The following is a 14,358-nucleotide window of genomic DNA, read 5'->3' as shown; positions in this document are numbered from 1 at the left end:
TCGCATCCCGCTTTCTTTCCACCTTGTTTACACTATGCTGTAACAGAATCAACTTGTTATGGCATAACGCGGAGTTTGTCTATGTTCAACTTTAAGCTGAAAAATAAAATGCTACTGCTGGCGGTATTGCCAATAGTAACAGTGGTATTAGCGCTGATGCTGTTGATATATAGCCAGATGCGTGCGATGGGAGAAGCTGAGGTTGTGCAGTTTCGCGCTGATATGATGCACGAAAAGCAAAATGCACTGGAGCATCATGTCGCTATAGCGAGAACTGCAGTGGCACCGTACTTTAGCGGCGGTGAGCCGTCGGCAGAGCAGCTAGATGCCGCCAAGGCAGTGATCCGCGCCATGAAGTTCAGCGATGACGGCTATATGTTTGTTTATGATCTGGCGGGTGTGAATATAGTGCATGGCTCTAATGCTGCACTGGAAGGGCGCAACCTGATTGAGTTAAAAGACCCTAACGGTGTGCTGCTGATCCGCGACTTAATTGAGGCCGGCAAAAAAGGCGGTGGTTTTGTTACCTATATGTGGGATGAAAAAACCCGTGGCGGCTTAACGCCGAAACTGGGTTATGCCGCGCCTATGTACAATAACCGCTGGATTTTGGGCTCGGGTTTTTATATCGACGACATTGACCGCCGCGTGGCAGAACAACAGATGCAAATCAGTGAGCGTATTCGCAACACCCTGCTGCTGATTATCGGCGGCGCCATCGTCATGCTGGTGTTGGTGGTACTGCTGGCGTTATTTGTAGCAAATCTGGTGGTGTCGCCACTGCAAAAAGCTTCAGCGGCACTGATTAATATCGGCCAGGGCGAGGGCGATTTAACCCAGCGCTTGCAGGTAGAAACCTCCGATGAAGTAGGCGAGGTGGCGCGCGGTTTTAATGAGTTTGCACAGAAAATTCAGCAGTTGGTAAATGAAGTTAAACAAGCAGTGCTGGCACTAAGCCATTCTGCCTCTACCATGCAGCAAATTGTGCATTTAACCGATCAGGATGCCAGCAGACAAAAAGCCGAAACCACCCAGGTGGCTGCGGCGGTGTATCAGATGTCTACCGCTGTGCAGGAAGTAGCCGGCAGTGCCGGTTTAGCTGCCAGTGCCGCACAGGAAGCCGATAAAGAAGCCGTTGGCGGCCAGCAAAGTGTAGCGCTTACCATCAGCTCGATTAATAAGCTGGCAGAGGACGTAAACCGTGCCGGTGATGCGATTGAAAAGCTTGGTGCCAATGCCGATAAAATTGGCTCAGTGGTTAATGTTATTCGCGGTATTGCTGAGCAAACCAACCTGCTGGCGTTAAACGCCGCAATAGAAGCTGCCCGTGCCGGTGAGCAAGGCCGTGGTTTTGCCGTAGTAGCCGATGAGGTGCGTACGCTGGCAACCCGCACGCAGCAAAGCACCAATGAAATTCAGCAGATGATTGATGTATTTCAGCAAGGCACCCGTGATGCCGTGCAGGTAATGCAGCATGGCAAGGAGCAGTCGGTACACACGGTAGCGCAGGCTGATAAAGCCAGTGAGTCACTGCAAACCATTACCAAATCGGTTAGTACCATTACTCAGATGAATATACAAATTGCCACCGCGGCGGAACAGCAAACGGCAGTTGCAGCTGATATCAGCCGCAGTATTCATGAAATTGCCCAACTGGCCGATCAGGCAGCAAATAATGCGTCTGAACTGGCAAAATCGACCGATGAACTGGGCACTATTGAACAACGGCTCAGTGCCCTGGTGCAGCGGTTCCGCGTTTAAGCGGCAGGTATTGTGCGCGCCGGGGCGGGTAGTTCCGCCAGAGGCCGGCGCACAAACCAGCGGCCAAGGTGCCACAGTAGCCACAATGACAACAGCGGAAACACCAGAGTTTGCAGGCTGTACACCACAATTAACTGGATCAGTTTTTCTACCATATTGTCGGAAAAACTTTTAACCGCGGCAAACATATCGTTGGCCTGCGCCGCCATTTGCCGCAACCAGCTTAATGAGCCTTCATCACCGCTTTGCAGCGGCTGATCAACCCGTTGCAAAGCCGCTGTTTCACCGCTAAGCGCGGCTTCTGCCGCTATACGCTGCGGCTCCAGCACCCAGTCTGACAACTCGGCTACGCCAAAAGCGGCCAGTGGCACACCAATGCGGATAACCAGCAGCAAGGCAATAAAAATACGTAACAGGTAGGTAGCGGTGCTGCGCCAACTTGCCGGGCCCAGCAATAGGATAACGGCCGACAGCAGAATGCCCGCACCAAACAGGGGCAAAGCCGCCAGCTTGCCAAATTCGAGCAAAAACAGCTGCAGGCCAATAGATGTCATGGCCAGCACCATTAAGTCGGAATACCGCACTGCCATATCCTGCAGTGGTTTTAACAACTGACCGGGTTTTATACTGGCAACACCAACGCCTACCTGGGCTTCAGATACAAAAGCGATGCCGCGGTCAATTAAACGGGCAGTGGCAAATGAGGCACTGCTAAGCACTAAGCTGCGTTGTAACGCGGCGCTGGCGCTGTCATCCAGCGGTGACAGCACTGGGTTTACCAGCCGTTGTTGCAGCATACCGCTATATATACCGGCACACAGCGCCAGCAAAAACAGCAACAGCGCGAATAAACGTTGGGTGGGGCTAAGCTTGGTCAGTAGTTTCATGGCGGCCTCCGGCTAACAGCATGGCGGACGCCTGCTGAAGCCAGTATTAACCATTTTGTTATCCAGTAAAAGCGCTGCAGCTAAAGTAAAGGCGCCCTGAGGCGCCTTTACTGCTGATTAAAACGAGTAACTAACACCGAGCATAATATTGTCGGCTTTATTGCCTTCCAGATGATAGCGGTTAAACAACGCCTGTAAGGCGATGTGCTCGTCCAGTGCATAACTGGCGCCAAGCGCCCAGTAGATGTCGGTGTCGCTGGTTTTATAACGGATCAGGTTGTTACCTGCAGTGCTGTTGGTTTCGCTGTTCCAGGCAAATACACCAGCCTGCACGGTAGCTGACCAACCGGCATGTTGCCATACGTGGTAAGACAAACCGCTGCGTACACCTTTTGCCAGCATCGGGCCAATGTCAGACAGTGCCTGATGAAACGCCTCAGGTGTTAGCGTTTCGCCGCGCATACTGACACTGGCATCGCCTAAGTCAACATAATGTGCCTGTACTGCCAGGCGAGGAGTAAAGTAATAGCTCAGCCCCAGCGCCCAGCTTTTACCGCTGTCATCATATTGCAACAGCTCTGTATTGGCTGGCAGTTGCTGGGTGATATCATTAAGTGACTGCTTAGTGGTGCTTTTGCCAAACATAGCATCAAGCGACCAGTTTGCCTGAGTGTTAAAACTCAGTAGGGCTGCTAACAGCAACACGGGCTTTAGCAGCATTTTGCGCCGCCGGCCCAGTGCCAGCCCGGCCAGTAATAACAGTGGCCAGCCATGTACCGCGCCGCCAGACGATTTATTTACCACGGTAATCACCTCAGATGCTTTAACACTAATGACTACTTCACCGCTGACACTGCCACCACGGTTATCGCTTACTGTAAAACTTATTGTATCGGTGCCGGTAAAACCAGCCTGCGGTGTATAACGCAGGGTTTGTGCTGCGGTAATACTAACAGTGCCGGTTTGGGCGTTGGCACTGCCGATGCTCAGGCTGTCGCCATCCGGATCAGTAGCATTGGCCAGCACATGAATTTCGATAGCCGTTTTGTCATTTGTGCTTGCTGTGGCATTAGTTACCACTGGCGGTCTGTTGTAGTACACCGTAACGGTAACTGTTGCACTGGCACTACCATTATTGCCATCGATAATGCTGTAGCTAAGCGTATCGGTGCCAACAAAGTCCTGCGCCGGAGTATACAGCAGTGTCAGGCCGTCATCACTGATACTGACAGTACCAAATGCTGCTGATGTCTGATTAATGCTTAGCGTATCGCCGTCAGGATCGGTGTCGTTTTGCAGCACTTCCAGGCTATGGTTTTGGTTCCACTGTACTGAGTAAGCATCGTCTGCAGCCACAGGCAACTGGTTGCCATTTAATACAACGGCCACACCGCCCGGGTCAACAATAGTGCCATTGGCCAGGCCGTCAGCATCGTTAGCACCGCCATCTTCTATCTGTAACTGCACACACCAGTGGCCTGCATTTAAACCAGCCTGCCAGCTGCTGTCGCCCGGAGGAGGACAGAAACCAGGTTCGCCAGCGGCGCTGAACAACTGATTACGCGCATTTTGCACAAAGTTAGTCCAGCCATTGGCCTGGGTATATTTGCGGTAAACGGCATTTTGTGGCACAGGTTGGCGCTGTGGCAGCACCAGCGCATAACTTGCCCCGGTTGTGGGTAGGTTACGCAGGATAAAGTCGAAGGTACCGCCGATATTGGTGGCTTGCATATCAGGCTCCAGCCATTGCAGGTCATCGTTGGTTAACTGCAGGCCACCGCTATTGCTCAGTGCTGCGGTTGCGCCTTTACGCAAACAAATACCTGGCTCACCCTCAACAACAAACTGGCTAATGTTGATTAGCTGTTCAGGTATTACATTGCAATCAAAACCCGGATCCAGATAGTCAGGAATACCATTGCTGTTGCTGTCGCCGAAGCCTTCAACATTATCAGGTACCAGATTGTTGTTGCTGTCGCTGTTATCCAGAACAGGCAGTACATCCTGTACCAGCAGGTAAATTTCCGCAGTACTGCTTAGCGGCTCTGCCGCGTTATCTGTTGCACTCAGGGCAATGCGGTATACGCCGCTGCTCAGGCTGGCAGGTTCAAATACAAACTGCGACGCATCCGCAGAGATATTTGTCAGCGCTGCATCAGCTTGCCATTGCTGGCTGACAGTATCACCAGAGTTAGGATCAGTAACCTGAGCCGAAATAGTAACCACGCCAGCGGTTTTGCCGACTGTCAGGCGGTTTTCACCTTGCTGCTGTGCATCCAGCACCACTACCGGAGCCAGATTAGCCTCAGTAGCCGTAATGGTTGTGCTGGCATTGGCGCCCAGGTTCAGGCTGCTGCTCAGCGTAACAACAATATCTTTCTCTGTCTGAGTCGTTAAATCAGCAAACACATCAAAGCTAATGCTTGCGCGCAGGCCCGAACTTAGCTGCACTGAACCGGTTGCTAAATTGTGTTCAGTTACCGCACTGGCAGAACCAGCAACACTGTAAGCCACCTCAAGCGGATACACCGGCGCCGGGCCATTGAGTATTACCTCTATGGTAACAGTACTGTTGTTAATAACCGTTTGCGGCTTGCTTAGTGACACCAGAGGATTAATTTGCAATAACTGGGTAACCGTGCTGCTAATACCGCTGGCATCAGTGGCCCGCCAATATAATTCATGGCGGCCTGCAGCAAACAGCGGCGAACCGTTAACTAACGATACTGCCAGCCGGTTACCATTGCGATCAACTGCCGTCGCCACACCGACATCTACCTTGGTAAACAGGCCGGTAGCATTGATAATTAAATCATCCGGAGCGGTAATCACCGGTGCATCCGGGTTGCTGCCGTCAATTTGCAGGGTAACTTTTGCCTGATCACTAAACTCACCATCAGTAATGCTATAGCTGAAAGTGGCTGTACCGCTGAAGTTTTCCGGTGCATTAAATTGCAACTTATTAGCCTGAATACTTACCAGACCAATACTGGCTTTGGCGGCCGTAATAGTCAGGCTGTCTTCGTCTGGATCAGTGTCGTTTACCAACACATCCAATACATAGGTGTGGTCGCCACTAAATGGCAGGGTGATGTTGTCATCCACGGCGACCGGAGCGGCATTAACAGAAACTACTTCAATGTTAAATGCGGCCAGGCTGGCACTAAGCTCGCCATCGCTGACAGAAATAACAATATTACTGGTGGTGCCAACATGTTCTTTAACTGGAGTACCGCTAAGTGTACCCGTTGTTGTGTCAAAGGTTGCCCAGCTTGGCTTGTTTGCAATACTAAATTGTAAAGTTGTGCCAGCATCAATATCGCTGGCGGTGGGCGTAAATAAATACTCAGAACCCTGTTCCACAGTTGTAGCAGGTGTACCTGATATTTCAGGTGCGGAATTTGCCGACGTTGGAGTAACAGTGTTTGATGCTGCGGAAGCAGTACCGGTGCCAGCAGAGTTAGTTGCCGTTACGGTAAAGGTGTAGGCCGTGCCATTCGTTAAACCATTCACTACAACCGGCGAGCCAGCGCCGCTGGCTGTTAAGCCGCCAGGGTTAGATGTAACGGTATAACCGGTAATATTAACGCCGCCATTACTCGCCGGGGCGGTAAATGCAATGCTTGCAGCAGTATCAGCCGCAGTGGCAACAACAGCCGTTGGTATGCCTGGCACTACCGGGTTAACTGTAAAGGTCCGGCTTACTTGAGGCGCAGGTAAATAGCTGCTGTCACCTGCCTGACTGGCAATAATAGTACAGCTTCCTGCGGTAACAAAAGTTAAAACTCCCCCGCTGGTAATGGTACAAACTCCGGCAGTAGACGACGTAAAGGTTGGCGTCAACCCTGAGTCCGATGTCGCTGTCAGTGTTGGGCTGGTGCCAAAGTTCTGCGCACCTGGATTCGCAAAAGTGATGGTTTGGGTTGCAGCAGGCGTTATCGAATTGGATACGCCCGATGCAGGGCCAGTACCTGCCACATTATCGGCAGTTACGGTAAAGGTGTAAGCCACACCGTTGGTTAAACCAGTTACGACAATCGGAGATGAAGCACCGGCTACTGGTGCAACATCTGCCGGGTTTACCGTCACGGTATAACCGGTAATCGCTGAACCGCCGATATTCACCGGGGCAACAAAGGCAACACTGGCCTGGGTATCACCGGCTGTTGCTATCGGGCTGGTCGGTGCTGCGGGAACAACAGGGTTAACGGTGAAAGATCGGCTGACCTGGGCGGCTGGCAGATAGGATGAATCACCCGCTTGGTTTGCGTTGATGGTACAGGTGCCTGCTGCGATAAAGGTCAACGTTCCGCCTGTTGTGATCGTACAAACTCCTGTGGTTGATGAGGTAAACGTCGGAGTTAATCCTGAGTCCGATGTCGCTGTCAGTGTTGGCGTAGTACCAAAGTTCTGCGTACCAGGGTTAGCAAAGGTAATGGTCTGGGCTGCAGCGGGTGTTGCCGGGCTGGATGCAACTGATGCAGTGCCGGTACCCGCAGAGTTAGTGGCGGTTACTGTAAAGGTATAGGCCACTCCGTTAGTAAGGCCGGTCACTGTAATCGGTGAACCCGCGCCGGTGCCATTAAAGCCGCCCGGATTTGATGTTACGGTATAACCGGTAATCGTCGTACCGCCGGTATTGGCGGGTGCTGTAAAGGCCACGGTTACCTGAGAGTCACCTGCGGTTGCAGTACCTATCGTTGGGGCGCTGGGAACTACCGCATTCACAGTAAACGTTCGTGATACCGTTGTTGCAGCATTAATGGCAGCATCACCCGGCTGATCGGCGTCGATAGTACAGCTACCTGCAGTAACAAAAGTCAAAGTGCCGCCGGTAGTAATGGTACAAACCCCGGCAGTGGCTGAGCTGAAACTTACTGCGTAGCCAGCTCCGGCAGATGAAGTAGCCGTTAGTGTCGGCGTGGTGCCAAAGTTCTGCGCGCCCGGGTTGTTAAAGGTGATAGTTTGTTCGCCTTTGGGTGTAACCGCATTCGACGCTGCCGAAGCAGCGCTGGTACCGACACCATTGGTTGCGGTAACGGTAAATGTGTAGGCGGTTCCGTTAGTTAACCCACTTACAGTAGCAGTACAAGCCGCTGGCCCGGCACACGTGCCAAATGCACCACCCGGGTTGGCAGTTGCGGTGTAAGTGGTAATGGCTGAACCACCATTATTGCCCGGTGCGGTAAAGGTCACTGATGCTTGTCCATCGCCAGCGTTAGCAGTACCTATGGTTGGGGCAGCAGGTACTGTTGGAGTTACGACTGTGTGAGAAGCCCCGCTGGTGTAAGCCGCCGGACCAGCATTACCTGCCGCATCAGCAATATTGGTTGATGCATTAAGGTTTACCTTGATAGTGCCGTCACCAGAAATACCACTCACCGTAACCGTGAAACTGGAACCAGACCCGGAAACACCGGCAATGGTGCCATTGGCTGTTCCGGTACTTCCTAATGCAAAGTCGTCGGTTGAAACGCCGGTCACCGATTCACTAAAGGTCACATTGAAATTCACACTGGTAGCGGTGGACGCTGGACTACCACTTACCACAATGCTGGATACCGAAGGTACAACACCATCAATAACAATATTTTTATTCGCGCCCAAAGAATTAGCCGCACCAGGGCTGGCAAGTGTAAGGATGGCATTATTGCCATTCGCATCACTAATAGTACTGCCGTTCAAAGCCAGGGCAGTGGTTGAGGTGTAATCCAAATCAGCACTGACATCACCCGCCTGTACGGTATACGTAAACGTCAAGGTACTGGTGCCGCTGCCACTGTCATAGTTAACTGTTCTGTCGGTAGTGCCGGTTTCCAAGGTTAATTGTGGTGTGCCTGCTACAGTAACTATCTTATCAAAATTAACCTGGATGCTAATTGGAGAGCCTATTTTATAGGTGCCGTTTAGAGTGCTGGAGGTGACTAAACTGACTGTCGGAGCAACAACAAATGCACCTGTTGGGCTATACCCGATACCGCTGCTGGTACCTGTTAACAGAGAAGAATTAGTCTGGCTATCGTTGACTGTCGTACCGCTGGCTTCATTCAGCTTCCAATAACCCAGCAGGCCTGATTCATTGCCCACCAATTCATTACTGCGATTATTTTCAATCTGCGCTTGCGTGCGCGCACTACTCCACAAACGTATATCATCAATACTGCCAACAAAATCATCGACAGCCGGATTATTTTGCGCACCAAACACCAGGTTGGTCACTCCCACTGCCAAATAATCAGGGACACTAAAATTAGCACCTAAATCCGGAACATTTGTTCCCTGTGCCGCACCATCAACATAAAAATCCCAAACTCCGTTATCGAAGACTGCTGCAATGTGATACCAGGTTTCGGTGTTTAACGACAACGCATTACTTTCTGTCAGGCAGCCAAAATCACAAGCAAGATCGAAATTTAACTTTCCTGAGTTCAGTATGAGGCCACCGGCATCAGCTCCACCGGTGAAATCTACTAAATTAATGATCCCACCCACATTGGTAAATTTTGCCCAAAACTCCAGTGTAAATGTTGTCCTGTTAGATAGGGCCGAGCCTGCATTTGTCAGCGTAACGGTGTCGCCAGTTGTAAAGTCAAAAGATCGATTTTGAGCATTAGCGCTATGGGATGCCATCGCAAACAAACAGCCTGCAATAAATATTTTCCAATAAGAATGCCAGAACCCGACAATAGGATTCTTAACAGCATGAGCCATTTTATAAACATGTTGCAGCATGACAAATCCCCAAAATTAGCTTGCTTTAAATACAAATAGCGCGCTGTCCGTGCGCGCATTTTCACTCACAAATTCAAACAGACCCTTCCCGAATTAATTACGTGAAGGGAAAACGCCTTCAAGAGCAATAATAAAATTAACAACTTGATAAGGTTGCACTATATGAACTGGCATATTGTTACCGGCAATACCAGTATTTCCATTTACGTTAACAGTTGTGGTGGCAGTCACAGGCGACAGTGTGGTGTCCGGTGCAGTAGTGCTAAAAGCATTAAGTGCAGCTAAGCCACTAACCACTTTGGCGGGTACCGTGGTTGGCCCTGGAGTAGCGGTATTACCGTTAGCGGAGGAAGCCCCCAATGCAACGCTCGTATTTCCTGTTCCATTTAGTGCTACAGAATGAACATGCGCGGGTAATTCATTGGCTGTCAAGGTCACATTTTCAGTTCCACCCGTTTGTCCCAGGGTATATTGACTGGTGCCAGGGCTTTGGCCTTGATGCACAGGCACACGGCCCTGCAGGTTTGGTAAACCGAAAGTTGTAGTACCGTTACCGCCATAAGTAGTGCCTATTATTGCAAACAAGGCCTGATTGGTTTGAATTGACAATAACTGGCCATTACAAAAAGCCCAACCACGTGGAGCAAAGTTGCCTGCAAACATTTGTATTTCGCCGATAAATGGATCAGCCATATCGTGTTCCTTATTTAGAGTTTGGTAGTTTAAATTATGAGGGGTTTTTGCGCTAGCTGAATACAAGCTTAACGGTAGTTGAGTGTGAGCAATAAAGCAACAATTTGCGTTTGTTAGCAGATTTTTTTTAACAGTTTTACCTGCTTTGTGGATGGCTACACTGCCAACACATGCTGTAATGAAAGTCTTGTTGCTGCGTAATGCTAAAACCCAGTTTAAGGTATAACGCCAGGGCTCGCTTATTAGCGTGATCAACCGACAGTTTTAGCGGCAGTTGCTGTGTGTGTGCCAATGTCTGTAACGCCTTGATCAGTGCAGTACCATAACCCTGGCCCTGATGCTGTTGCACTATAGACAAATCCATCAGGCGCATATCCTGGTTACTGTGATTGACAGTTAATTGCCCGGCGGGTGTATTGTGCAGTAACACGATAAATACTTCTGCGTTGGGTGCTTGTTGCCGGTAAGACGCCTGCTGCAGCTGAAATTGCTGCTCTGCCAAATGTGTTGCTAAAGCCTCTGGTAAGCCCATCTGGCTGAAAACCGGCCTGCTACTGGCAAACAGCCGCAACAAAAACGACCGGTCGTCGGTTGTTGCAAGGCGCAGTGTCAGATTAAACGGCAGGTAGGGGGTTAAGTTCATCTGCGTTCCAGTCTTGGCATTGTAAACGTAGTAAATGATATTGCTGCGCTAGTTCAGGGCTGCAGTCAGATGTAGCCGGTTCAGCAGGCCGGTAAAGCTGGCCGTTGTTTTTAGCATCCAATTTCAGGTGTTGTTGCCAGGTCATAATGTCACTGTCGTTTAGTGGTAAACCGGTAAGCTGTCGCCATTGCCTATTGCTTAGCTGGATCAACTGCTGATAATCAATCAAAGTGCTGTTGCCGGTTTTAACAAGTTGCGCAGTTAGTTGCATTAACTGGGTTAATTTTTGCTGTTGATAGGTAATAAGATCTTCGGCCTGGCAATTGTCATCAAGCCAGACTGTAACGCGTTGTTTCACCATATGGCGGCCTGCCTCACGTTTATGTGAGCGTAATACAGCGGCCGGTTGTCTTATCAGGCACAGGCTTTTTGCATCGGGAAATGCAGTTTGCCAGAGGCGCCATTGTTGTAAATCCCAGGCATTGGTTTTAATAATGATGCTGGAGCATTCTGGCCAGGGGCTGCTTTGCAGGTGCACCAGCAATTGTAGTAGCTCTTTGGTTCTGTCTTGCCAGACCGGATCGGTTAACACATCGCTGATTAACATAGACTCTGACAATACCAGGCAACGGGCAGCAGGCATCATACTGGATGCCAGCAAGGTTGAGCCGGTTCTGGACCAGTGAAATATCAGCAGGGCCGGTACCACTTTGGTTGGGGCTGCAACAGCCAGTAAATCCGCTAGCAGGCTGTAGGGCTGGATCAATGTCGCCAGCAGGCTCTGACGGTTTGCGGCGATATAATCGGCCAGAAAAGGCTGTTGTGGTTTTTCGTTGGCCAGCAGCCAGCGTACGCTTTGTTGGTTTGACTGATAAGCATAAGCAAACCAGCAGCGATTAAATTCTATGCTTTGAGGTACTACTACCTTGGCATTTTGCTGACGCAGGAAGGTAAGCATTTGTGGTTCTGTCAGATCCGGCCAGTTAAGATAGCGCGCCAGCAGATCGCAAAAGTGGGCCATGCTGTGTTGTGCCGCCAATTGTTGTAACTGCTGGCGGTTGTGTAACAACTTTATATAGCGTTGTGTCAGGTCGTTCATTGCAGCGGGTAGCTATTAACGTACTGCACCATTCTTGGTTTAGCCGCCCGGTTTACACTGGCACCGTGCGGTAATGCCTGATGCCAGATTATTAAATCTCCGGCCTTAGCTGCAATGGCTTTTACCGGCCATGCCGACCAGTCTTGTTGTTGCATTTCGAACTCTGTTTTGTTTTGCGAGTTGATCCAGTGATCTATTTGCAAATGAAACCCCGGCACACAGCAAAATGCTCCTTGTTGTTCTGTGGTATCCGTCAGATAAATTAACCCCTGGGTACCAAAGGGTACCGGACTTTTCAGCATGAGATCCCAGTGCATATCCGGGCCAGGAAATTGCCATAGTGGTGTTTGCGGAGGGTTAAAACTAACACGATCAGTACTCATGGCTAAATCGGTACGTTGCCATAACTGTTCAAAAATCTGGCGCAGTAGCGGGGTTTGGCGATTGTTATCCAGCACTGGATGGCGATATATCTGCAGCATAATTTTTTGTGCTTTTTCACTAAAGTTGTACCAGCTGTCAGGCTTTTCCGGGTCAGCTTCCAGATATTGCCAGATCACGTCACGGCTTTGTGCGCATTGCTCGGCAGACAACACGCCGGGGATCACTAAATACCCCTGCTGTTGCCAGAATGCCAGTTGTTCTGCCGATAACACCTGTGGTAATTCCGTGTCATGTTGCTGACGCAACAGCTGTTGCAGCCGTTGGTTTATCTGTTGCTTAGCATCTTCGCTAAGCTGCCAGGTGTTTATCCAGTTAAGTAATTCACTCAGACGTTGGTGTTGATGCAGTTGCTGCATGCCTGGCTCCAGGCCAATACCGCAAAGATCCAGCACTGCTTTATCCAGGCACCATTCTTGTTCATGAGTATTTTCCTGCCGCTGGTGTGAGCCGCTTTGTTGGGTTTTTTGCCATAAACGGTATAAATGAAAAATGCCTCCGGCACGTAAATCATCGCTGGCTGCTAATGTTTGCTGTAGCCGGGTAATATTAATATGCCAGTCGGGGTAGGTGCCTTGCACATAGTTGCAATACAGCACAGAACCGGGTTCTGGATACAGCGCCTTTTTATATTGTGTCAGGGTTAGCTGGCACTGGTTTTGTTGCAGGCGGTGTTTGTTGTAAATCACAATTTCGGTGTCCAGCGCCAGATCAACCGGCCCGGCTTCAAAATCCGGCAAGGTAAACTGAGCTTGCAGTAACTGCGTATCACCGGCGGCAAGCCGGGCAGCGCTATGGTGGCTTAATCTGAAAATTTCGCCCAGTCTTTGTTGTTGTTGCGCCCAGCGCAAGGCGGCACTGAGGATAATTTGCTGCGGGATAAGGTCGCCGTCCGGGGCAAGAAACTGTTGTAAATGGCTGAAAATAGCAACCTGTGGCTCCTGCTGTAACATGTGCTTCATGGTTTCTGAAAGGATTAAATCAAAGCGTTGCTCCGGCAAAGGCTGCCACTGGGTGGCATCTGCAACGACCTGCATGGCAACACGGTCTGCAACGTTAAAATGCTGCAGCAGCATAGTTAACCTGTGCATTGATTGCGGATGAATATCCAGTAAGGTTACCTGCAGCTGCGCCGGGCTAAAAAGCGGCAGCAGTGGCAGTAGCAGCCAGCCAAAAGGGCCTGTGCCGGCGTATAGTAACTGTACCGGGCGGCCGTTTTCAGCTGTATTGTAGCGGCTGACTTTATCTGTGATTGCCTGATACAGCCCTTGCATAAACACCCGGCTGCGTTCAGGGTCTTCTGCGCACTGTGCAGCCGTAATGGGTGACACCGCTTTGCCATTAGCCGTGTCGGTGGCTTCGGTATCACGGAATATAGCCGGATGCAGTTCAAGTTCTGTCAGTTGACACAGGCCGTGAAGTACAGGGTCTAACAATTGCTTAGCAATACCGGCGTTATCCGCCCGTAACATGGCCTTGGCAAAGCGAACCAGTTCTGCTGTGTGTAAAGTGTTATGCGGGCTCACCAGCAGCATACAATTGCTCCTTCAATGTTGTGGTGGCCTGGCAATCCAGCACCAGGTTTATCCGGCTGCTATTGCCTTTGTTGTACACGCTGTGGGTTTGATCGGCGTTGATATACCATAATTCACCTTCCTGCATCGGTACCAATTGTTGGTTAACCCGAAATTCCAGGCCGGGGTTAGTTTGCAGGCACAAATGCAGCCGTGCCTCACCAGCTTCAAGGCTTAAACCGGCGTCACGGTGTGGCTTAATTTCAGCGCCAGGGTGCAAGCGCATTAGCCTTACAGATTTAAGCGGGTGAGGGAAAGAATTAATAAATTCAGCCAGCGCCGGGCTTTGTGCTAGTTGCGGTAAATTGCGCCAGTCGGAACCGGAATGTACAGCAAAGCTTTGCAACACCGGGTGCTGGGGCAGATATTCAGCTGCACAGCGCAGTGGCATCACGTCCCACTTACCGGCATAGTCACGCTGGTTTACGTGGGCATACCATTCCCCTTGTAGCAGAGTGCTTAATTCATGCTGCATTTGCTGATAACCCGTGACACGCTGCAGCAAGGCAAAACTCAGTGTTGTCATAA

General features: G+C 50.4%; 8 protein-coding genes. 1 reads left to right on the top strand and 7 read right to left on the bottom strand.

The features are described from left to right. Window positions 1–81: 81 nt before the first annotated feature. Window positions 82–1,761 carry a methyl-accepting chemotaxis protein gene (locus MJX74_RS01095; RefSeq protein ID WP_240220090.1) on the top strand — a complete coding sequence of 560 codons (1,680 nt, stop codon included), beginning with the start codon at window positions 82–84 and terminating at the stop codon, window positions 1,759–1,761. On the opposite strand, the gene MJX74_RS01090 is transcribed toward MJX74_RS01095, so the two are convergent. The 7 genes from MJX74_RS01090 to MJX74_RS01060 all read right to left on the bottom strand — a co-directional run bounded on the left by MJX74_RS01090 (window position 1,758) and on the right by MJX74_RS01060 (window position 14,356). Next, a complete protein-coding gene (locus MJX74_RS01090) occupies window positions 1,758–2,648 on the bottom strand; it encodes a hypothetical protein (protein ID WP_240220088.1) in 891 nt (296 codons plus the stop codon). The two genes, MJX74_RS01095 and MJX74_RS01090, sit on opposite strands and share 4 nt — an antisense overlap. 117 nt (window positions 2,649–2,765) lie before the next feature. Then, complete coding sequence (locus MJX74_RS01085; RefSeq protein ID WP_240220086.1) at window positions 2,766–9,278, bottom strand: Ig-like domain-containing protein; 6,513 nt, start codon at window positions 9,276–9,278, stop codon at window positions 2,766–2,768. A gap of 195 nt (window positions 9,279–9,473) precedes the next feature. Then, window positions 9,474–10,073: a phage tail protein gene (locus MJX74_RS01080; RefSeq protein ID WP_240220084.1), complete on the bottom strand. Its 600-nt coding sequence runs from the start codon at window positions 10,071–10,073 to the stop codon at window positions 9,474–9,476. Between the two features lie 136 nt (window positions 10,074–10,209). Further along, entirely contained in the window at window positions 10,210–10,716 is a 507-nt protein-coding gene (locus MJX74_RS01075; protein WP_240220083.1) for a GNAT family N-acetyltransferase, read from the bottom strand. Continuing rightward, window positions 10,688–11,815: a hypothetical protein gene (locus tag MJX74_RS01070; RefSeq protein WP_240220081.1), complete on the bottom strand. Its 1,128-nt coding sequence runs from the start codon at window positions 11,813–11,815 to the stop codon at window positions 10,688–10,690. Before MJX74_RS01070 ends, MJX74_RS01075 begins: the two co-directional genes overlap by 29 nt. Beyond that, window positions 11,812–13,791 carry a phytanoyl-CoA dioxygenase family protein gene (locus MJX74_RS01065; protein WP_240220079.1) on the bottom strand — a complete coding sequence of 660 codons (1,980 nt, stop codon included), beginning with the start codon at window positions 13,789–13,791 and terminating at the stop codon, window positions 11,812–11,814. Before MJX74_RS01065 ends, MJX74_RS01070 begins: the two co-directional genes overlap by 4 nt. Then, the gene (locus MJX74_RS01060; RefSeq protein WP_240220077.1) at window positions 13,769–14,356 is read right to left on the bottom strand and encodes an aspartyl/asparaginyl beta-hydroxylase domain-containing protein; all 588 of its coding nucleotides are present in this window, start codon (window positions 14,354–14,356) and stop codon (window positions 13,769–13,771) included. Before MJX74_RS01060 ends, MJX74_RS01065 begins: the two co-directional genes overlap by 23 nt. Between the last annotated feature and the right edge of the window lie 2 nt (window positions 14,357–14,358).

It is taken from the genome of Rheinheimera hassiensis (genome assembly GCF_022436675.1).
Taxonomy (GTDB): domain Bacteria; phylum Pseudomonadota; class Gammaproteobacteria; order Enterobacterales; family Alteromonadaceae; genus Alishewanella; species Alishewanella hassiensis.
The sequence above is the reverse complement of the archived record's forward strand: the minus strand, read 5'-3'. Positions and strand labels throughout refer to the sequence as shown.